Origin of the sequence: Klebsiella sp. Q11 (assembly GCF_964241505.1) — a bacterium.
GTDB lineage: Bacteria > Pseudomonadota > Gammaproteobacteria > Enterobacterales > Enterobacteriaceae > Klebsiella > Klebsiella michiganensis.
On the sequence record NZ_CAXSXW010000016.1, the window covers coordinates 78,999 to 100,016 of the forward strand.

At 56.5% G+C, this 21,018-nt stretch carries 19 protein-coding genes and 1 pseudogene; 7 read left to right on the forward strand and 13 right to left on the reverse strand.

Annotated features, from left to right (window positions below; all coding sequences use genetic code 11):
• Window positions 1–208 precede the first annotated feature (208 nt).
• The 3 genes from ACESQ2_RS22740 (at window position 209) to nrdG (ending at window position 4,246) form a co-directional block, all read left to right on the forward strand.
• Complete coding sequence (locus ACESQ2_RS22740; protein WP_032750034.1) at window positions 209–952, forward strand: MurR/RpiR family transcriptional regulator; 744 nt, start codon at window positions 209–211, stop codon at window positions 950–952.
• Between the two features lie 370 nt (window positions 953–1,322).
• Complete coding sequence (gene nrdD / locus ACESQ2_RS22745; RefSeq protein WP_032695170.1) at window positions 1,323–3,461, forward strand: anaerobic ribonucleoside-triphosphate reductase; 2,139 nt, start codon at window positions 1,323–1,325, stop codon at window positions 3,459–3,461.
• Window positions 3,462–3,781: 320 nt separating this feature from the next.
• Complete coding sequence (gene nrdG, locus ACESQ2_RS22750; RefSeq protein ID WP_046878219.1) at window positions 3,782–4,246, forward strand: anaerobic ribonucleoside-triphosphate reductase-activating protein; 465 nt, start codon at window positions 3,782–3,784, stop codon at window positions 4,244–4,246.
• Between the two features lie 7 nt (window positions 4,247–4,253).
• Here the strand turns inward: nrdG and ACESQ2_RS22755 are convergent.
• The 13 genes and pseudogenes from ACESQ2_RS22755 to pmbA form a co-directional block, all read right to left on the reverse strand.
• Window positions 4,254–4,373: pseudogene (locus tag ACESQ2_RS22755) on the reverse strand (type II toxin-antitoxin system mRNA interferase toxin, RelE/StbE family); the annotation flags it as partial.
• A 26-nt stretch (window positions 4,374–4,399) separates the two neighbouring features.
• Window positions 4,400–6,310, reverse strand: a complete 1,911-nt coding sequence (locus tag ACESQ2_RS22760; RefSeq protein ID WP_046878188.1) for a transcription antiterminator — start codon at window positions 6,308–6,310, stop codon at window positions 4,400–4,402.
• A gap of 22 nt (window positions 6,311–6,332) precedes the next feature.
• Window positions 6,333–7,484 carry a lactonase family protein gene (locus tag ACESQ2_RS22765; protein WP_046878187.1) on the reverse strand — a complete coding sequence of 384 codons (1,152 nt, stop codon included), beginning with the start codon at window positions 7,482–7,484 and terminating at the stop codon, window positions 6,333–6,335.
• A gap of 87 nt (window positions 7,485–7,571) precedes the next feature.
• Window positions 7,572–8,312 carry a KDGP aldolase family protein gene (locus ACESQ2_RS22770; protein WP_014227653.1) on the reverse strand — a complete coding sequence of 247 codons (741 nt, stop codon included), beginning with the start codon at window positions 8,310–8,312 and terminating at the stop codon, window positions 7,572–7,574.
• Window positions 8,309–9,427, reverse strand: a complete 1,119-nt coding sequence (locus ACESQ2_RS22775) for a DgaE family pyridoxal phosphate-dependent ammonia lyase (RefSeq protein ID WP_014227652.1) — start codon at window positions 9,425–9,427, stop codon at window positions 8,309–8,311. The genes ACESQ2_RS22770 and ACESQ2_RS22775 overlap by 4 nt, the downstream gene beginning before the upstream one ends.
• Complete coding sequence (locus tag ACESQ2_RS22780; RefSeq protein WP_373171338.1) at window positions 9,411–10,544, reverse strand: amidohydrolase/deacetylase family metallohydrolase; 1,134 nt, start codon at window positions 10,542–10,544, stop codon at window positions 9,411–9,413. The genes ACESQ2_RS22775 and ACESQ2_RS22780 overlap by 17 nt, the downstream gene beginning before the upstream one ends.
• Before the next feature lie 42 nt (window positions 10,545–10,586).
• A complete protein-coding gene (locus tag ACESQ2_RS22785) occupies window positions 10,587–11,231 on the reverse strand; it encodes a DUF4310 family protein (protein WP_004098076.1) in 645 nt (214 codons plus the stop codon).
• 12 nt (window positions 11,232–11,243) lie between these two features.
• On the reverse strand, window positions 11,244–12,020 hold the full coding sequence (locus ACESQ2_RS22790) for a DUF4311 domain-containing protein (RefSeq protein ID WP_004098075.1): 777 nt from the start codon (window positions 12,018–12,020) through the stop codon (window positions 11,244–11,246).
• A 21-nt stretch (window positions 12,021–12,041) separates the two neighbouring features.
• Entirely contained in the window at window positions 12,042–12,341 is a 300-nt protein-coding gene (locus ACESQ2_RS22795) for a DUF4312 family protein (RefSeq protein WP_004098073.1), read from the reverse strand.
• A gap of 2 nt (window positions 12,342–12,343) precedes the next feature.
• Window positions 12,344–12,706 (reverse strand): SFCGS family glycine-rich protein, encoded by a 363-nt coding sequence (locus ACESQ2_RS22800; RefSeq protein ID WP_004098072.1) that lies wholly within the window; start codon window positions 12,704–12,706, stop codon window positions 12,344–12,346.
• A gap of 11 nt (window positions 12,707–12,717) precedes the next feature.
• The gene (locus ACESQ2_RS22805) at window positions 12,718–13,056 is read right to left on the reverse strand and encodes a PRD domain-containing protein (protein WP_004098070.1); all 339 of its coding nucleotides are present in this window, start codon (window positions 13,054–13,056) and stop codon (window positions 12,718–12,720) included.
• Between the two features lie 291 nt (window positions 13,057–13,347).
• Window positions 13,348–13,734: a cytochrome b562 gene (gene cybC / locus ACESQ2_RS22810; RefSeq protein WP_032695164.1), complete on the reverse strand. Its 387-nt coding sequence runs from the start codon at window positions 13,732–13,734 to the stop codon at window positions 13,348–13,350.
• Window positions 13,735–13,770: 36 nt separating this feature from the next.
• Complete coding sequence (pmbA, locus tag ACESQ2_RS22815; RefSeq protein WP_004098067.1) at window positions 13,771–15,123, reverse strand: metalloprotease PmbA; 1,353 nt, start codon at window positions 15,121–15,123, stop codon at window positions 13,771–13,773.
• 94 nt (window positions 15,124–15,217) lie between these two features.
• On the opposite strand from pmbA, the gene yjgA reads away from it, so the two are divergent.
• The 4 genes from yjgA (at window position 15,218) to ACESQ2_RS22835 (ending at window position 20,803) form a co-directional block, all read left to right on the forward strand.
• Window positions 15,218–15,769, forward strand: coding sequence for a ribosome biogenesis factor YjgA (gene yjgA, locus ACESQ2_RS22820; RefSeq protein ID WP_004098062.1), 552 nt, complete (start codon window positions 15,218–15,220; stop codon window positions 15,767–15,769).
• 649 nt (window positions 15,770–16,418) lie between these two features.
• Entirely contained in the window at window positions 16,419–17,930 is a 1,512-nt protein-coding gene (locus ACESQ2_RS22825; protein WP_049079517.1) for a CoA-acylating methylmalonate-semialdehyde dehydrogenase, read from the forward strand.
• A gap of 194 nt (window positions 17,931–18,124) precedes the next feature.
• Window positions 18,125–19,267 carry an iron-containing alcohol dehydrogenase gene (locus ACESQ2_RS22830; protein WP_224260361.1) on the forward strand — a complete coding sequence of 381 codons (1,143 nt, stop codon included), beginning with the start codon at window positions 18,125–18,127 and terminating at the stop codon, window positions 19,265–19,267.
• A gap of 327 nt (window positions 19,268–19,594) precedes the next feature.
• A complete protein-coding gene (locus tag ACESQ2_RS22835; RefSeq protein ID WP_046878183.1) occupies window positions 19,595–20,803 on the forward strand; it encodes an aldose 1-epimerase family protein in 1,209 nt (402 codons plus the stop codon).
• The last annotated feature ends 215 nt before the right edge of the window (window positions 20,804–21,018 follow it).

Genomic DNA, 21,018 nt, shown 5'->3' on the forward strand with positions numbered 1-21,018 from the left:
CTATAAGACGAGGTGCCGGTATGGGTGAAGGCTATATGAAAATTTTTTTCACGTACGTGATCGGAGCGTTATTTTTCACCTCTTTACTCCGGCATAAAAGCGAAAGCGGCAATAATCTCAGGCATCGTGCGTGATTAAGTGGTATAAAAAGCCCTCATACTTGAAAAATATTTTCAATCAGGCGGTGGCGGAGAAAGAGGCTGAAAGCATGGATATCGTAGGACAGTTACAGGAAGGCATGACTCGCTTTAGCGCTCAGGAATCAAGAGTCGCGGCATTTATTCTGCAGAATTTAAGTTTTACCGCCAGCGCTTCGATTGATGAACTGGCGGTGCGTGCTGGCGTGAGCGCAGCCACAATTACCCGCTTTGCCCGCTCCGTCGGCTGCGAGGATATTCGTGATTTGCGAAAGCAGCTGGCGCAGGCTTGCGAACGTCGTACCAGCTGGCTTAACGAGGAGAGCGCCGCGCTGCCCGTCGCGTGGCGCGACAAATTAAGCCTGATTAGCACACATCTTGAGCAGCAGCTGGTGAGCACGCCCGAATCAACGCTGCAAAAGCTGCGCACGCGCCTGCAAAATGCCCGCGCCGTACACTGTTTCGCCCTCGGCGCACAGGACATCGCGCTGGCGACGCTGCTTCAGCACCAGCTGCTCTCCATCGGGATCGTGATGAATCTCTGCCAGGACAGCGCCCTGATGCGGATGATCGCCAGTACCCTCAGCGACGATCATCTCCTGCTGGTGCTGGCAACCGGCGAGGCCGACGCGATTTTGCAGGGCGCGACCCTGCTGGCCCGGGTACAGGAAGCGACAATTTTCGCCCTCACCCCCGCCAACCACGCGTTGAGCAATATGGCCTCCGCGCTGTTGCCCCTGCCTGAGAATGCGCAGGCCGCGCGTTACGCCCTGCTGCTGCTGGTTGACCTGCTTAACGACGCGCTGCTCGCCTGACGTTATCCCTTTCGGGCCTGAATTTCCTGCGTTCAGGCCCCATTTTTGCTTATTTTATAAGCGGATAAATTTACATTAAGCGCAAGCGCCCATCATTCCTGCTCTCCTCTTTTTACTTTGTTCTGCATCAATAAAATTGCAAACATCTTTGATGCAAAGCACTACATATAGAACTTAAAATGCGTCCCGGCCCCACATATTGTATTAATAGTCTATTATGTCACCACACCCATCGTACTCAGGCGGTGATGGGATGTGGATAAAAAGGGCCGGGATCGGAGGGAAACGGCGGCAGCTACAGCGCCCCGGGACTTCGGTTGACCTTCCGCCTCTGTGGATAACCTGTTCTGTAAAAAATTATGGAGTGATCATGACACCGCATGTGATGAAACGCGATGGCTGTAAAGTGCCGTTCAAGTCAGAGCGCATTAATGAAGCAATTCTACGTGCAGCTAAAGCAGCGGGAGTCGATGACGCAGACTATTGCGCCACCGTCGCAGAAGTCGTTAGCCAGCAAATGCAGGGCCGCGCCCAGGTGGATATCAGCGAGATCCAGACCGCCGTTGAGAACCAGCTGATGTCCGGTCCCTACAAGCAGCTGGCGCGCGCCTACATTGAATATCGCCACGACCGCGATAGCCAACGTGAAAAGCGCGGTCGTCTGAACCAGGAAATTCGCGGCCTGGTTGAGCAGACCAACTCGGCGTTACTCAACGAGAACGCCAACAAAGACAGTAAAGTCATCCCTACCCAGCGCGATCTGCTGGCGGGCATCGTCGCCAAGCACTACGCGCGCCAGCACCTGCTGCCGCATGACGTGGTCATGGCCCACGAGCGCGGCGTGATCCACTATCACGATCTCGACTACTCCCCGTTCTTCCCGATGTTCAACTGTATGCTGATCGATCTTAAAGGCATGCTGACCCAGGGATTTAAAATGGGCAACGCCGAGATTGAGCCGCCGAAGTCGATCTCTACCGCTACCGCGGTAACGGCGCAGATTATCGCTCAGGTCGCCAGCCATATTTATGGCGGTACGACCATCAACCGCATCGATGAAGTACTGGCGCCGTTTGTTACCGAAAGCTTCAATAAGCACCGTAAAATTGCCGAAGAGTGGCACATCCCCGACGCCGAAGGCTACGCCCGTTCCCGCACCGAGAAAGAGTGCTACGACGCCTTCCAGTCGCTGGAATATGAAGTGAACACCCTGCATACCGCCAACGGTCAAACGCCGTTCGTGACCTTCGGTTTCGGCCTCGGCACCAGTTGGGAATCGCGTCTGATTCAGCAGTCCATTCTGCGCAACCGCATTGCGGGACTCGGTAAAAACCGTAAAACGGCGGTATTCCCGAAGCTGGTCTTCGCCATTCGCGACGGCCTGAACCACAAGTTTGGCGATGCGAACTACGATATTAAACAGCTGGCGCTGGAGTGCGCGAGCAAGCGCATGTATCCGGATATCCTCAACTACGATCAGGTCGTGAAGGTGACCGGCTCGTTCAAAACCCCGATGGGCTGCCGCAGCTTCCTCGGCGTGTGGGAAAACGAGGACGGCGAACAGGTGCACGATGGCCGCAACAACCTCGGCGTTATCAGCCTCAACCTGCCGCGCATCGCGCTGGAAGCCCGTGGCGACGAGACTGAGTTCTGGAAACTTCTCGACGAACGCCTGCAGCTGGCGCGTAAAGCGCTGATGACCCGCATCGCCCGCCTGGAAGGGGTGAAGGCTCGCGTGGCGCCGATTCTGTATATGGAAGGCGCCTGCGGCGTGCGTCTGAAAGCGGACGACGACGTCTCTGAGATTTTCAAAAACGGCCGCGCGTCGATTTCGCTGGGCTATATCGGCATTCATGAAACCATCAACGCGCTGTTCGGCAACAAGCATATGTACGATAGCGAAGCGCTGCGTGAGAAAGGCGTCGCCATCGTTCAGCGCCTGCGCGAAGCGGTAGACCAGTGGAAAGACGAGACGGGCTACGGCTTTAGCCTGTACAGCACGCCGAGCGAAAACCTCTGCGACCGCTTCTGCCGTCTGGATACCGCTGAGTTCGGCGTGATCGAAGGCGTAACCGATAAAGGGTATTACACCAACAGCTTCCACCTTGACGTAGAGAAGAAGGTAAACCCGTACGATAAAATCGATTTTGAAGCGCCTTATCCGCCGCTGGCTAACGGGGGCTTTATTTGCTACGGCGAGTACCCGAATATTCAGCACAACCTGAGAGCGCTGGAAGACGTGTGGGATTACAGCTATCAGCACGTGCCCTATTACGGTACCAATACGCCGATCGACGAATGCTACGAGTGCGGCTTTACCGGTGAGTTCGAATGCACCAGCAAAGGCTTCACCTGCCCGAAATGCGGTAACCACGATGCCTCCCGCGTGTCGGTAACCCGCCGCGTGTGCGGCTATCTCGGGAGCCCGGACGCCCGTCCGTTCAACGCCGGCAAGCAGGAAGAAGTGAAGCGCCGGGTTAAGCACCTGGGCAACGGGCAGATCGGTTAATTCCAGGTGGTTTAGCCCCTCCCCTAATCCTCTCCCCTGCCGGGAGAGGGGACCGGCCGGCCACTCGAGCCGTTCCCGGATCGCGGCGCAAAGCGCCTTATCCGGGCTACAACCGCGTATGCGGCTCTTCGTAGCCCGGCCGAGCGCAGCGACGCCGGGAGCTGTTCCCTTTACAAATGCAAAGCCCCTCCGTTTTCGCAAAGCAATTCGCGTCAGAGCAAGGCGGCAAACGAGGGAATCCCCGGGAGCGTACATTAAGTACGTGACTGGGGTGAGCGAGCGCAGCCAACGCGGCTATGGCGTTAATTGAGAAGCGAAAAATGAATTACCATCAATATTACCCGGTAGATATTGTTAACGGTCCGGGCACTCGCTGCACCCTGTTCGTTTCCGGCTGCGTTCACGAGTGCCCCGGCTGCTATAACAAGAGCACCTGGCGGCTAAACTCCGGCATGCCGTTCACCGCCGAGATAGCCGACCGCATTATTGCTGACCTCAACGATACCCGCGTTAAGCGCCAGGGGATCACGCTTTCCGGCGGCGACCCGCTGCACCCGCAGAACGTCCCGGAGATCCTTAAGCTGGTGCAGCGCGTTCGCGCCGAGTGCCCCGGCAAAGATATCTGGGTGTGGACCGGCTACAGGCTTTCCGAACTTAACGCCGCGCAGATGCAGGTGGTGGATCTCATCAACGTGCTGGTTGATGGCAAATTTGTGCAGGACTTAAAAGACCCGGCGCTGATCTGGCGCGGCAGCAGCAACCAGGTTGTACATCACCTGAGATAGCCTCCCGCTACAGCCGTTTATGGACGTTCCGATAGACGGCTAATTTCTCTCGTTTTCCCACAGCAATAACATAAACCCTCACCACCTCATCCCGAACCTGATATACCCGTCGGTATCCCGAAGCGCGCGCGGCTCGAACTCTGGCTGCGCATCTCAAAACCGGCTGACGCACTCCATGGCCACCGTTTTAAACTCAGCAAAACTGCGGGTGGCGGCAAGGCGGGTCATAGCGCGTTCGCGCAGGAAGGTGACGAAAATATCGTAGATCGCCATCGCCTCTTCATACTCGCTTTTACTGATGGCGAGCAGGAAGATGATATGCGCGGTTTCATCGCCCCAGGCGATACCGTGCGGGGCGATGACCGTATAGACCACGGTCTTTTTCGCCAGCAGGCCGAGGGCGTGAGGCAGCGCGATCCCGTCGCCGAGCATGGTGCTGACGATAGCCTCACGCTCCACCACCGACCCATGAAACTCCGCTCCGACAAACCCCTCCTGTTGCAGCTGCTGGCACAGCGTGGCAAACAGCGCCTGCTGATCCATCGGGGTATCTATCACCTGGAAGTGGGCCTCATCAAAATACTTATTCAGCATCCAGGGACGCGTGCGGTCCACCAGCACCAGCTTGCCGATTTGGTCGAGCTGGTAGTCGGTAGGAAACGGCGCAATGGTGACCACCGGCTTCTCTTTCTCGCTGATGCGCACGGTGGAAATGACAAAATCTTCCGCGATCTCTTCCCGCTGTTCATATTCGCGTTGCGAAAGGGTGGCGGCAATTTCCAGCTGCGGATACTTACGCTGAAGAATGGCTTCAATCATCCGCACCATCGCGTTGCTGGTATCGCAGACCAGCAGCACCTGCGGCTGACGCTGATAGCCGATATTGTAATGGCGCTCCAGCCCGACGCCGATATGCAGCACCAGAAAGCCGATCTCGTTTTCGCTGATGGCGTAGGGAGTATATTTCCCCCAGCTCGATACCGCCGCCAGGGTCATGTCCCACGCCATGGGGTAGTGCTGTTTGATATTTTCCAGAAGCGGGTTGGGGATCATTATCTGGTAGCGCACGCGGGTGATCATGGTCTTAATATGAGTCAGTAAATCCGCATGCAGCTGGGCATCGTCCAGCAGATTGTAGTTATATTGCTGATTGATATAGCGCAGGATGTAGTTCACCAGCGCTTCGTCGTCGTCGGCGCTGATGGTGCCCGGATCGACGTCCTGCACCTGGCGGGCGGCAAGGTGGACGCACAGCCACTCCTCTTCCGCCGGAGCAAGCAGTTTGCCCGCCAGCTGCTGCATCGTGTTTGCCAGCTCGCGTGCGGCGTCGCGTACGTTTTGCGCCACATCTTCGGCGCTAAAATCGGCCAGCGGATACCCTTCGCTCACGCGGCGCACGGCAACCGCGCCGTACAGGCAGATAAAGCGCTCTCCGGCGTCCGTCAGCCGCACGTGATGGCGGGTTAACGTCTCCTGCAGTACGCCGGCCAGCAGCGTCGGTACGCTGGCGTCAAACGCCTCTTCGCCAATAAGCGGGTTCAGCGGCCCCGGCTGGCTCAGCTCCCACAGCAGATCGGTCAGGCAGGCGCGAATGGAGACCTCGCTGCCGAACAGCTTCATGCCGTGGCGCGGCCGGGTCTCGAGGGTGAGCTGATAACGTTGAAAACGCTCGCGTACGTCAACCATATCGCCCTGTAAGGTGGCGCGGCTGACGAACCACGCATCGGCCAGATCCTCCAGCTTGATAGAAAACGCGGAAGTTAAAAAGCGCACCAGCAAAAAGTGGATGCGATCCGCCGCGGTTCGCGGGATGTGCTGCGCTTTCGGCGCGCTCTCTTCCAGCGTCTGATAGCGCGTCGGATCGTGAATCACCAGCTGATAGCCGCTGCCGCGGGTGAGGATAAACTGCGCGCCGTAGTGCAGCAGCAGCGCGTTCAGCGCGGTGATATCCGCGCGTACCGTGCGAGTAGAAACCGACAGCCGCTGCGCCAGCTCCTCCTGCGGCAGCGTTTCGTTTTGCAACAGAGTAAACAGCTGCGCTAAACGTTGATGGGGAAATCGCATGTCAGTTCCTTTTTCTTACGGCTCAGGGTTGAGCGGATATCACCATCTGCGACGGGCTGCCAACCGGAGTGTAGTCCGGAGAGAACGTCAGCCTGCCATCCTTCGGCGCGACGCGAAAGCGGGTGATGTTGTCGCTACGCTGGTTCATGACGTACAGCCACTGCCCCTGACTGTCCAGCGTCAGCGTGCGCGGATAGTCGCCTCGGGTCCAGATATCGTCCTGGTGGCTCAGGCTGCCGTCAGCCAGCACCGTAAAGTGGGCGATACTGTTATGCAGTCGGTTGGCGACGTACAGCTGCTTGCCATCGCGGCTCAGGACCAGGCCGGCAGCAAAGCTGGTGCCCTTATACTCTGCAGGCAGCGCCGAGACCGTTTTCCCCTCGCGCAGCAGGCCGCTTTGCTTATCGAGATGATAAAAAGTGAGCGTCGACGCCTCTTCGTTAATCAACCATAGTCCGTCGCCCTGCGGCGTAAACACAAAGTGGCGCGGTCCGGCGCCGGGAGATGAGGCAGCGATAAACGGCGGATCGTTCGGCGTTAGCTTCCCGGTGGCGTTATCCAGCCGGTACTGATAGATCCGATCCAGCCCGAGGTCGGTGGAGTAAACGAACTTACCGCTGGGATCGGCGGCGATCATATGGGCGTGGGGGCCGTTATGATCGCTAATGGCAAAACTGCCTTCGACGGCTGCCGCCGGGCGTTCCGCGCCCGCAGGCCCTTGATCCTGACGTACATCCACCGCCTCGCCCAGGTTACCATCTTCTTTCACCGGCAGCACGGCGATACTACCGCTGACGTAGTTTGCCACCAGCAGATGACGTCCATCGGGGGTCAGGGAGAGATAAACCGGCCCGGCGCCGCCGGAAGCGACCTGATTCAGCTCGCTCAGTTCACCGTTGCTGCCGATGCGCCACGCCTGCACCACTCCCTTTTCCACTTCGCTGGCGCCGTACAGGGTTTTGCCATCCGCCGAGACGGTAAGCTGGGCCAGGTCAGGCAGCGTCCCGACCAGCGTTTTATCGCGCAGCGCCCCGGTCTGGCTATCGACGGTAAAGCGATACAGCCCTTCGCCATTGGGGTTGTAGGTGCCGACCCAGGCGTACTGGGTTTGCGCAGCGGCGCCGGCGGCGAGCAGAGAGAGTGAAGCAACAAGCAGGTGACGAGCGGTTGGCATGGTGACTCCTTGATGGTTCGGTGACGGTTTCCCTTCGCCCTAACCCTCTCCCCGTTGGGGAGAGGGCCGGGTGAGGGATAATCGGCGCTATTTTACTAACTGTTTGGTGATCGAAAGCAGCTGACGCACGTCCGCCGGGCGGGTGTGACCGCTGGCTTTATCAATAATCGAACTGTAGATATGCGGGATAATTTTACTTACCCCTGCGTCCAGCGCGATCTGCAGGATCTCGCCGTAGTTTTCCAGATCGATCCCGCCGGTGGGCTCCAGCCAGAAATCATGACGGGCGCAGGCCTCGGCCACCGCAATAAACTCATCGCGATGCTTCAGCCCGCCCATCGGGAAATATTTAATCGAACTGCCGCCCATATCTTTCAGCAGCGCAATCGCGGTTTCCAGCGGTACGATGCCGTCCGGTGCGCCGCTGCTGAGCGGGCCGGTGGAGATCTTCACCATTCCCGGCGTACCGGTTGGCGACACCAGGCCGTTAACCACGGTTTCGTTCTGCCCCAGCAGCGCGCGGCTGGTCGCCACGCCGGTAAATACCTGGTTGACGTGCTGCGGCTGCACCTGACGCGAAATTTCGCTGACCATCGCCGACTGGTTCGGGTCGCCCGCGCCCAATCCCACGGAGAGCGCGTTATCAATCCGCTGCGCGTATTCACGCATATCGGCAACCGCGCTGGCGACGTCCGGGTAATTTTTGGAGAGCACGCCCACCAGTACATGACCTTCCGCCGCCTCATAAATCTCGCTGGCGTTCTCTTTGCTCCCCGCCAGCACGTTCAGGCAAACGCGGTCACGATAAAAATTAGGGGTCAGTTTCATGCGTTTTTCTCCTTGTTCAAAACTTCAGCGATGCGACGGGAGACAATCTCCAGCTGCTGCGCGTTCACGCTGCGGACATCGGCTTCAATAATGCCTTCATTTGCTTTATAGCCACGGAAGTAGATGGCGTATTCGCCCTGCTTCAGCGCATTGACCAGATCGCCGGTATCGACGCCGGTCACCGCTTCATCAAACTTGATCTCCGCCCGCGCGATATCGCGGCCGGCGCTGTCCCAGACCACGCGCGCGGTGACGCCATCGAGCGTATTGAGCTGCTGAATAAACGGCGTCATCTTCGCCACCATCTCTTCACCGCTCTCTTTGCGCGCCGTCAGATAGTGCTCAATGGCGCAGGTCAGGCCGAGGATCCCCTCTTTGCCCACCTTCATCGCCCGGCCAATGCCGTTCGACTGGCGTTTGACCCACTCAACGTATTGGGTTTTGCCAATCACCAGCCCGCTGGTCGGCCCTTCGATCGCCTTCGCGCCGCTATAAATCACCAGATCCGCGCCGGCGCGATAGTAGGCCTGGAGGTCTTCCTCCGCCGCCGCGTCGACAATCAGCGGCAGATTATGGCTCTGCGCCACCGCTGCCGCCTGCGCCACGTTGAGCATGCTTTTCTGCACGCAGTGGTGGGATTTGATGTACAGAATGGCCGCGGTGCGCGGGGTAATGGCCGCCGCCAGCTGCCCGGCGGAACATTCATTGGCGTAGCCCGCTTCCACCAGCCTACCGCCGCCCAGCGCCACCATGGTGCCCACCGGCGCGCCAAAATTGACGTTATGACCCTTAGGCAGCACGATTTCGTTGTTTTCAATCGGCGTCACGTGCAGGTTTTCCAGCAGCCAGTCGCTGTCTTTTACCAGCACCGCCGCCACCGACTGGGCGATGCCCGCCGAGGCGCAGGAGACGACGGTCGCCCCTTCCACGTCCAGCAGTTTCGCAATATACGCGCCGGTTTTATTGACCAGATCTTTCATCTCGAAGTACTGGTTCATCCCCGCCATCGCGGCGTCCACCACTTCCGGCCGCGGCGTGGAGACGCCGAGAATGGTCATACGACCGGAGGTATTAATCACCTGTTTTAAATCATATTTCTCAAAAATCGAAGGCATTTTCCGCGCTCCCTTGTTCGGTCAGATAGCCCTTGCCCGCGCGAACGGCGGCAAGCGGCAGCAGAATCTTGTCGGTCTGAAGGCTCTCTTTTTCCGCATCCACCAGCACCGTTGGCGTCTGCGCGAGGGTAAACAGCGTCAGGTCGGCGTCGTAACCCACTTCCAGCCGCCCTTTGTGGCTAAGACGCAGGCCTTCAGCGGCGTTGGCGGTCACGCAGTCAATGACCTGCGGCAGCGACATGCCAATGGCGAGGAATTTCGACATCACCAGCGCCAGCGAGCGCACCGGGCCGTCGATACGGTTGCGGCAGTAAATATCGGAGCTGATGGTGTGCGGCAGAATGCCCATAGCAATCGCCCGCCGCGCCACCTCGAAGCTGAAGCTGGCGGTGCCGTGGCCGATATCAAGGCGCACGCCGCGCTGTAGCGCGCGGGAAATCGAGCTTTTCAGCTCGCCGGACGGCGTCAGGATACGATTGGGTTTACCGTTGTAGCAGTGGGTAATGATGTCGCCGGAGGTCAGCAGGTCGGCGATCTCATCCAGGTCGGGCGGATTGTTGCCGATATGCACCATCAGCGGCAGGCCGCCGTTTTCCTGCTGAATCGCCTTTGCGCGCGCCAGCGGCATAATGCCGTTTTCCCCCACCACGCTGCTGCTCATCCGCGCCTTCAGGCCAACGATAAAGTTCGGGTAGCGGTTGACCGCCTGCTTCACCGCCTCCGCGTCGATATTCGCCATATTGGCCAGTTCATTCTGGGCAATCAGCCCGACACGGGAAATGTTAAGCAGGGCGTAAACTTCGGTCGCGGCTTTGCGGGTCAGCTGGTAGAAATCATCCACGTCGTCCGCGCCGGTGCTGCCCGCGTCAATCACGGTGGTCACGCCGGTAGCAACCCCCACGCTGTCCGGCTCATCATGGTAAATCGGCGAGTTCGGATAGCAGTGAACGTGAGAGTCAATCCAGCCTGCGCTGACGTAATAACGACCGTCCAGCTCAAGGGTTTTGCGCGCAGGCGCGCTAATCTCGCCAAGCGCCGCGATTTTACCGTCCCGGATGGCGATATCGGTCAGGGTATCGTCGACGAGGCGCGCACGGCGCAGGAGTAAATCAAACATGTCTCTCTCCTGTTAACGCGGGCGCCGAGGCGCCCGCAGGACTTAACTAATCGCCACCGGGAAGATTGACCCAAGAAGCATGGCGCCAAGGATCGCGCCGCCGGTGATAGGCTTCTGCCAGATGTAGAACAGCAGCGCGCCCGCCAGGGAACCGATGCCGATAGGAATAGAAGCGGTCATGGCGCTGAGGATAATCAACGGTCCGAGGAAACGGCCTGAGGCGTTACCGGCCCCCATCATGACGTCCGCACCGTAGGTGGAATCGCTCTGGTTGATGGTGAATTTACGCGCCAGGATAATGATGTAGCCAATCGCGAGGCCCAGCACCAGGCCGGTGACCAGCGAGGCGGCAAAGTTGGCGACCGGGAAAACAAAGCCCGCGCCGAGCAGCAGCGCCGGAACGCCTAAGCCGACGCCGGTCTGAATCGCCCCGCCGATATCCAGAATCCCCACCAGCGAGCCTTCGATAATACGCGCGAACAGGAAGCTGGCGCCGAACGCCGCTACCGCGCCGTAGGCCCCGGTATCAATTCCCGCTTTCAGCATCGCCACGAAGGCGACTTCGTTAAACGCGCCGATGCCGTAGAGGTAGTACATATGCGTCCCGGCAAAGACGCCGGCGGAGAGCAGGCCAACAAAGATCGGGAACGACCAGTCGGCATACCAAAAACCTTTATTTTGTTCCATGAGAGGCTCCTGTTATTTACCGCTGAGCGAGTTGTGGATCAGTTCCAGCCAGTTCGGCACGGTCAGATGGAAGGATTCAATCATCTTCATATCGAAACCGCGGAAGAAGCCGCTCAGAACGAACAGCGCGACGATCGCCACCATCATCACCTTGGTGACGCGGTGCCAGCCGCTCTCTTCAACGCCTTTGCCGATCAGGATGCCCAGCACCAGGCCCGGAACGGCGTTACCCATAATCAGCTGCGCCGCGCCGCCGAAAATCGTCGCCCAGAAGCCCGATTTTTTACCGGCATCAATCGCCGCCAGCCAGAAGATGACCGGCATCACCGTATTCACCAGCAGGTTTGCCGCCGGAACCAGCACTTTAACCGCCGTCACCTGCAGCGCTTCCGGTACAGAAGAGGCGGTGAGGTTGAGGAAAGCGACCACGATCATGCCGATAATGCCGCAGGCGATGGCCATTTTTTTCGGATCGTGCAGCGTCTCGCCGACGTTGCGGTTTTTAATCATCAGCGCTGCCGCCCCCCAGTTGGGGATAATGCGGTGGTCAACGTCCTGAGTGAAGGAGCCTGCCGCGACGGAAGAGGCCCAGGCGTTGAAGAAGAAGCCCAGGCCAAATGAGAAGTGGGAAGCCGGATCGCCTTCACATGAATTCAGCTCGCCCAAGGTACGAAACGCCCCCATCCCCTGCGTGGTGGGCGCATGAAACATGCGTGCCGCTCCGGCGCCTACGCCGACGCCAACCAGGCCGCCGATGATAAGCGATTTTATTAAAATTATCAGGAACATAGTCTGACCCTTTGGTGAAAATCAGGTTTGCGTGACGAAATCCACTTTATCGAGATTAATGGCGGTCACGGTGACGGTGACCTTCAGCTCCACGCTGTAGGTTCGTCGCTCACGGCGCAAAAAGAAGAATAAAAAGGCCTCTTTCCGTACCGCTTCACGCGCATGAACAACCTCCACGTCCTGTGGTTCAATACGCAGTAAGATGTGCGGCGACGTTTTCATCACCGCCGCCTGGACATGGTTCAGGGCATCGGCAAAAGCGCGCGTTTTGCTCTCGCCTTTGCCGGTAACGCTCACCGTGGTGGTGAATTGCTCTTTCATGCTCACGCGCCGTACTTCTTCTTCCAGGCCTCAACCAGGCGTTCACCCAGCTCTTCTTTATCCATAAAGCCGAAGCCCAGTACGTTGTAGCCTTCGTTGATCGCGGTGACGCCTTCATCAACGGAACGCATGCCATATTTCGCCTTGTAGCCGTGCTTATTCTGCGCGGTGATCGCCCCTGCGCCGCCGCTGCCGCAGAAAGAGATACCGAAGGTGGCGTTTTCCGCCTTCATCATGTCGCCCAGCTTCATATCCGCGGCAACGCCCGGCACGACCACGGCGCGAGCGCCGGCTTTTTCCGCACCTGCGGCAACTTTTTGTCCTTTACCCAGGCGATCGCCAATAACAACGGTGATTTGTTCCATTTGTGTGCTCCTTACAGGTTATCTTTCGCGACTTCGAAGTGGACGGACAGCAGCCAGGCTTCTTCATCTGGCAGATTGCCGAACTGCGCGACCACTTCGCGGGCCAGCATCATTGAATCTTCTGAGATCTCTTCGAACAGGCTGGCATCCACTTCCGGCAGCGGCTCGCCGCTGATTGACCGATGGGCCATCGCCCGAACGTGGGAAGTCAGCATTTGCTCCTGAACGTCGTTGGGGACGATGTTGCGGCGGCTTAATAGTGCGAAAACCTGCTGCAGCATCTTGTCGGCCAGCTGTTCGGTTAGCGTGGCCTGCTCCTCTGGGACGTGTGTTACCGCTCCGTTATTCACTTGAATTACCCCGTTGATGTCTCTGGGGATAACACTAATGCCGGGGGCAAAGAGTTTGTAGCGAGTTGTTTTCCACTTCGAAGTGGAAAGGAAGAAGGCAGGCGTGATCTATTTCACATAGTTATTGTGAATGTATTCGCCCCAACCAATTCTCGTGATGAACATCACAAGATCATCGGTGTCACGGTGGCGAAAACCGGCATGCAGGAAAAGCGAAAAATGTGACGGTGATGGAGTTTTGAATTAACAGAATGTGGGAGGCATCGGCTGACGCCTCCCCACAAAGAGAAATTAACGGTACTTCTTATGGTATGTATTGCGGGTGGTTTTAAACTCTTCCGCTGCGGCCTGGGCTTCTTTGACTTTGCCTTCATCAGCCAGCTTCAGCGCGCCGTCAATCTGGCCGATCAGCACATCGAAACCGTGACGATAGTCTTTCATTTCCGCGCTGTCCGCCGCTTTACCTTCCAGCTTCGGCGGCGTCTCTTTCTGGGCGTCAGCCGCCGCTGTGCGCATCTTATTCAGCGCCGCTTTCAGCTCGCCGGCATCTGAAGTTTTCTGCACCACTTGCAGGTTCTCAGCAAGGGTATCCATGTCTTCGCCCAGATCGGCGAAAGCCGATGCCGAACCAAGCGCAAAAGCCGATACGGCCAGCATCGCTAACAGTTTTTTACGCATTGCTCACTTCCTTTTTTATTATTAAGCACACAAGTGTTATTGCCCGGCGATCTTCATCTCCGGCAGCAGTACGGAACCGCACTGAATGTTGCTGCGCGTTTCGATATCGTCGCCGATGGTCACGATATTACGCCACATATCTTTCAGATTTCCTGCAATGGTTATCTCACTGACCGGATACTGAATTTCGCCGTTTTCTACCCAGAAGCCGGACGCGCCGCGTGAGTAGTCGCCGGTGACGCCGCTTACACCCTGCCCCATCAGTTCCGTTACGACAAGGCCGGTTCCCATCTCTTTAAGCAACTTTGCAAAACTCAGGCCGCGGCCGTTGATCCGCCAGTTGTGAATACCGCCGGCGTGGCCGGTGCTCTTCAGCCCCAGCTTACGCGCCGAGTAGTTGGTCAGCAGCCACTGGGTCAGTACGCCGTCTTTAATGATATCCCGGCGTTCCGTACGGACGCCTTCGCTATCAAACGGCGTCGAAGCCAGACCTTTCAGCAGGTGAGGATGCTCTTCAATGGTCAGCCAGTCCGGCAGGATCTGGCTACCCAGCGCATCAAGCAGGAAGGTGGATTTACGGTAAACCGAACCGCCGGCGATCGCCCCGACCAGATGGCCAAACAGACCGGTAGCGACTTCGTTGGCGAAAATCACCGGCGCTTTCATCGTCGATAGCTTACGCGGGGCCAGGCGCGACAGGGTGCGGCGGGCGCACTCTTCGCCAACCCACTCCGGCGACTGCAGGTCGTCTATCGCCCGTCCGATGGTGTAAGCGTAATCGCGCTCCATATCGCCATTCTCTTCGGCAATCACGCAGCTGGAGAGCGAGTGGCGGGTAGAGCAGTAGCTCTGCAGCATGCCGTGGCTGTTGCCGAACACTTTAATGCCGTAGTGGCTGTTAAAGCTGCCGCCTTCAGTATTGCTGATGCGTTTATCGGCTTTTAGCGCCGCCTGTTCAGCGCGGGAGGCCAGCTCGATGGCTTCATCCGGGGAAACTTCCGCCGGATGGAACAGGTCAAGATCCGGGGCTTCAAAAGCCAGCAGTTCTTTATCCGCCACGCCCGCGCACGGGTCCGGCGAGGTATAGCGGGCGATATCCAGCGCCGCCTGCACCGTGCGGGCAATAGCCTGCGGGCTGAGATCGGTCGAAGACGCGCTGCCTTTGCGATTCTGGTGATAAACGGTGATGCCGAGAGCACCGTCGCTATTGAATTCTACGTTCTCCACTTCGCCGTAGCGGGTGCTCACGCCGATACCGGTAGTTTTACTGACGGAGACTTCCGCGCCGTCGGATTTGCCTGCCGCCAGTTCCAGCGCCGTGGTCACGGCCTCTTCCAGCGTCTTACGCTGTTGTGCAACTTGAGAGATGACTTTCATCGCTAATGCCATAATGTAAGAAGGAGTTAACTGAAGTCTAACAGAGAACCGTTTTTCAGTGCGCGCCTTAACTGGTAACATTAGTCTCTTTTTTAAGGAGCCTGAGATGACAAAGCAGCCCGAAGACTGGCTCGACGACGTCCCTGGTGATGACGTCGAAGATGAAGACGATGAAATTATCTGGGTCAGTAAAAGTGAAATTAAGCGTGATGCCGAAGAACTGAAGCGTCTTGGCGCGGAAATGGTCGAGCTGGGTAAAAACGCGCTCGATAAAATCCCGCTGGATACCGACCTGCGCGACGCGATTGAACTCGCCCAGCGTATCAAGAAAGAAGGCCGCCGCCGCCAGATGCAGCTGATTGGTAAAATGCTGCGCAGCCGCGACGTCGAGCCGATTCGTCAGGCGCTGGACAAGCTGAAGAACCGCCACAACCAGCAGGTTGCGCTGTTCCATAAGCTTGAGCAGATCCGCGATCGTCTGATTGATAATGGTGATGATGCCGTGGCTGAAGTGCTGAACCTGTGGCCAGATGCCGATCGTCAGCAGCTGCGTTCGCTGATCCGCAACGCCAAAAAAGAGAAAGAAGGCAACAAGCCGCCGAAGTCCGCGCGTCTTATCTTCCAGTACCTGCGCGAACTGGCCGAAAGCGAAGGCTAATTCTGTATGACTCCCCCGGATTACGGCTGTTGCCCGATCCGGGCGACCCACTCCCTCGAACGCAATGCCATGGACAATGGTCAATTCGAATTTTCCCTGCATTTAAATCGGTTTTAATTTTTCATTTTCATTCCAGCTCGCGCTTATATTTAACTTTTATTTCACAAAAAAGCCGTTCCATTGCAATCCGGCTGGCAACCCCCCCTCGCCATCAACGCCAATGCCAATGCCAATGCCACCAACACAACCCGTTAACTTTATTAAATAAAACAATACAACCCTGCCTTTAGGGCGCTGACTTTATCAGCAGTTTGCTTATCTTTGATCCACGTCTCAAAACGGTTTTGATATTTCATATATCATAATAATGAAAAATAAATTTCATTAAAGTACAAGAACCGAAACGGTGCGTGCGCGTATTTTTGGCCAGTGAGTTCTGTTAATTAAAACCTGGCGTCTGCAGGCTTTCCTCAGCAGAAAGTCGACAAAATCATCCGCACCGCCGCAGGTGAATCGCCCAGCGGAGGCCATCGTCCGGCAAGAAGCAGGAATTCACTTTTCACGAGAGGGGCTAACCCGGCGGTCGGTTATTTGCCGCCGACCGGAGCCAGATTTTAGAGAGTCGACAGCTATCATCATGGAGAAAAATATGACTACTGTACCAAGGCTGAAATATTTCGTTGATGGTCAATGGCGCGTATCGCAGACCGAACGCTATATGGACGTCTATAACCCAAGTACCGGGGAAGTCATGGCTCAGGCCCCCTGCTGCACCGAGCAAGAAGTGCTGGATGCCGTTGCCGCGGCGCGCAAAGCCTTTCCGGCGTGGTCAGATACGCCGGCCATTAAACGCTCGCAAATTATGTTCCGCGTTCGCGAATTATTAATCCAGCATCAGGACCGCTTAACCGAGCTGGTGGCAAAAGAAAACGGTAAAGCCTGGGGCGACGCCCAGGGCGATGTATTAAAAGCGAAAGAAGGTACCGAGCTTGCCTGCTCGATTCCCACTCTCATGGCCGGTGAAAACCTGATGGACGCCTCTGCCGGGATCGACACCAACCTTTATCGTGAGCCAATTGGCGTGTTCGCCGGTATTGTGCCGTTTAACTTCCCGGCAATGATCCCGATGGGATGGATGGCGCCATTATGCGTCGCCTCCGGTAATACCATGGTGATTAAAGCGGCCAGTATGACGCCGATGACCTGTATGGAAATCACCAAACTCTATCAGGAAGCAGGAGTGCCGGATGGGGTGATTAACGTCGTGACCTGCTCACGCAATGAAGCCGATATCTTGCTGACCCACCCGGACGTCAACGGCGTCTCCTTCGTCGGCTCAACCTCCGTGGGTCTGCACGTTTACTCCAAAGCCGCCGCTCACGGCAAGCGCGTTCAGGCGCTGTGCGAAGCGAAAAACCATGCCCTGGTGCTGGCCGATGCGCCAATTAACCGTACCGCAGCGGGGATTATCAACGCCGCGTTTGGCTGCGCGGGCGAACGCTGCATGGCGCTGCCGGTTGTCGTGGTGCAGGAAGAGATCGCTGATAAGCTGATTGCCGCCGTCGCCGAGAAAGCCAAACAGCTGAAAATCGGCCCCGGCTATCTGCGCGATACCGATATGGGTCCGGTGATTTCTAAAGATCATAAGCAATCGGTCATCAACTGGATTAATAAAGGCATTGAGGAGGGGGCAAAGCTGGTGCTCGATGGTCGCGCTATTCAGGTGCCGGGCCAGGAAAATGGCTTCTACGTCGGGCCAACCATCCTGGATCGCGTAACCGAAGAGATGAGCGTCGGCACGCAGGAAATTTTCGGGCCGGTGCTGTGCTTTAAGCGGGTCAAAACCTTCGAAGAAGGTCTGCAACTTATGAACAATAACCCGTTTGCCAACGGCTCGGTTATTTTCACCCAAAGCGGCTACTACGCCCGCGAATTCCAGAAACGCACCCACGGCGGCATGGTCGGTATCAACGTCGGTATTCCGGTGCCGGTCGGCGTATTCCCGTTCTCAGGCCATAAGCAGTCCTTCTTCGGCGACCTGCACTGCCTGGGCAAAGACGGCGTCCGTTTCTACACCGAATCAAAATGCGTGACCTCGCGCTGGTTTGATGAAGAGGAAGCGAAACGCGAAAAAGTCGACTCCTGGGACGGTACGATTTAAACGCCGCTAATACACCAAATAATTCAAGTTGTAGTCAACGCACCAGCCGCTCGAAGTATGACGGTCAACTCCCTCCAGATATTGCTTCGGCAATATCTGGAGCATTAATTCGATTTTTTTACTCTGCACGTGTCGCTGAATCGTAAATGACGAATGCACACTAAAAAAATCCTTAATATTAAATGGAGTTTCCTATGACCCAGGCCTTCTCAATTCCTCGCAGTATTATTTATGGCGAAAATGCTTTAGAACATCTTTCCACGCTGAGCGGCAAAAAAGCCGCGTTAGTCACTGGCGGAAGTTCCATGAAGCGTTTTGGCTTTCTGGATAAAGCCGTCAGCGAACTTAATAAAGCGGGTATGGAGTGCATTATTATCGATAATGTCGAACCCAATCCGTCCATTAAAACCGTCTGGCGCGGCGCAAAAGCGATGCAGGCTTTTGAACCGGACTGGATAGTGGCGATTGGCGGCGGCTCCGCGCTTGATGCCGCAAAAGTGATGTGGTGTTTCTACGAGCATCCGCAGCTGAAGTTCGAGGATATTCTTCCGGTCGGTTCCATGCCGGCGCTACGCACTAAAGCCCGATTTGTGGCGATCCCTTCCACCAGCGGCAGCGCCTCTGAGATCACCGCATTTTCAGTGATCACCGACACGGCAAATCATATCAAATACCCGATTGTTGCCGCCGATCTGGTACCGGATATCGCCATTCTCGACCCCACCATTCCGGCAAAAATGCCGCCGCACGTTACCGTTCATACCGGAATGGACGTTCTGACCCACGCCATTGAAGCCTATGTGTCCACCGCGGCCAACTCGTTTACTGACCCCTATGCGGTAGAAGCGATCCGGCTGGTGTTTACGTATCTGGAAATCGCCTGGCGCTCACCTGATGATTTAAACGCCCGCATGCATATGCACAATGCTTCTGCGCTGGCGGGAATCGCCTTCACCAACGCCTCGCTGGGGTTAGTTCATTCAATGGCGCATAAGATTGGCGGCGAGTTTGGTATTACCCACGGTCTGGCAAACGCGATTATGCTGCCTTATATCATTCAATATAATGCGAAGTTCACCAAAAAATATCGTCAGCTGGAAGCGGCGTTAGGCATCAAAAACCTGATTGAAGCGATCAACGCGCTGAATCAACGTCTGGGCGTGCCGAAAACGCTAAGCCAGTGCGGCGAAGTTGAAATCAATGAAATCACCTTTGTGAACGTCCTCGACAGAATGAGTCACCATGCCGTTGACGATCCCTGCACATTAACGAATCCTAACTATCCGTCCGTTCAGGATGTCAAAGGACTCTATACCAAAGCGTTCTACGGGGCTTGATAACCTCCCCGCTGCGTTTTTTTTAAACGATAAAGCCGCTTCAACCAGGGCCGCCTGGGCCACTAAAGCCCGGCGGCCCTGTCGTTTCTAAAGGCTTCATCATAGCCGTAGCCAGTAATAGCTGAATCGTTAAAGCTAAAATCATCTTGACTCACATTTTTTTAGCAACAACTTTTATAATTACTTAAAAAAAGCGATTTAAATCTCATTTAAAAATATAAAAACGGCCGTTTTCTCACCAGGTGAGACACTTCACATTTTCATAATCCACTTACAACTAAATTCCCTGCATCAGCAACACAATCGATTCAGCAAAAGGGTTAAAAAATGAAAAAAACATTAGCTTTAACAGCAATCGCTATGCTTGTTTCTGGGCCTGTAGTCGCGAAAACATGGGTGCTGACAAGCGCTGAAAGCGGTATGGATAAAGGAAACTGGCAGATAACCAGCGACCAGCTGAAGATAAAAGATCATAACTTCAGCATTGAGCAAAAAGTCCTTCACGGCGGGAAACAGGAAGGCAGCAAAATCCTCGTGATCCACAGCAAAGACGGCCTGACGATTACCCTGAGCCCGACTCGCGGCATGAATCTGCTGAAAATCGAAGGTTTTGGTTCACGGATGGGCTGGGACTCACCGGTAAAAGAGGTGGTCAACCCGGCCTTTATTAACCTCGAAAGCCGCAACGGGCTGGGCTGGCTGGAAGGCTTCAATGAAATGATGGTGCGCTGCGGCTATGAATGGACCGGCCACCCGGTAACCGCAGACGGGCAGATTTATACCCTGCACGGTAAAGTCGGCAACACGCCGGCTTCACAGGTGGAAGTGGAAGTCGCGGACACCGCGCCGTATGAAATTCGCGTTCGCGGGCTGGTGAAGGAGAGCACGTTTAAGAAAGCGGATCTGCAGACCATGACCGAGCTGCGCTATGTACCCGGCAGCAACAGCTTCAGCCTGCACGATGTCTTAACCAACCATGCTGACTATCCGCATGACTATCAGATTATCTATCACAGCAACTTTGGCAAGCCGATCCTCGAAGAGGGGGCCCGCTTTATGGCGCCGATCGCCAGCATCAGCCCGTTCAATGACTACGCCAAAGCCGGCTTAAAAACCTGGCAAACCTACGCCGGTCCAACCAAAGGTTTCGATGAAATGGTGTTTAACATGCAGCCGCTGGCGGACGAAAATCATCAAACGCTGGCCGCCGTGGTCAACAAAGCCGGCGACAAAGGGGCATCGATTCAGTTTGATACCCGCCAGCTGCCGGTGCTGACGCTGTGGAAAAACACCGATACCGAGAAACAGGGTTACGTGACCGGTATTGAGCCGGGTACCAGCTACGCCTATCCGGTAACCATCGAGCGCGAGCAAAAACGCGTTAAGCAGCTTCAGCCCGGGGCAAGCACCCAGTTTGATCTGACCTATACGCTGCTGCACAGCAGCGAGCAGGTTGCCGACGTGGAGAAGAAAATCGCGGCCATTCAGGGCGATACCAAAGTGGCGGAAAACGAAACGCCTATCGCGAAGGAGTAGCGTAAGCTTTGAGCCCATCCCGGGTTGCGGCGTAACGCCTGACCCGGGCTACCGGCCCACAGACGGCGCTGAACCCGTAGCCCGGCTAAGCGCAGCGCGAGCCGGGAGAAAAGCGGAGGTGGCATTGCGCGCTGCTTCCCGGAGGCGGCGCTTGACGCGCCTGACCCGGGCTACCGGCCCGCAGACGACGGTAAACCCGTAGCCCGGCTAAGCGC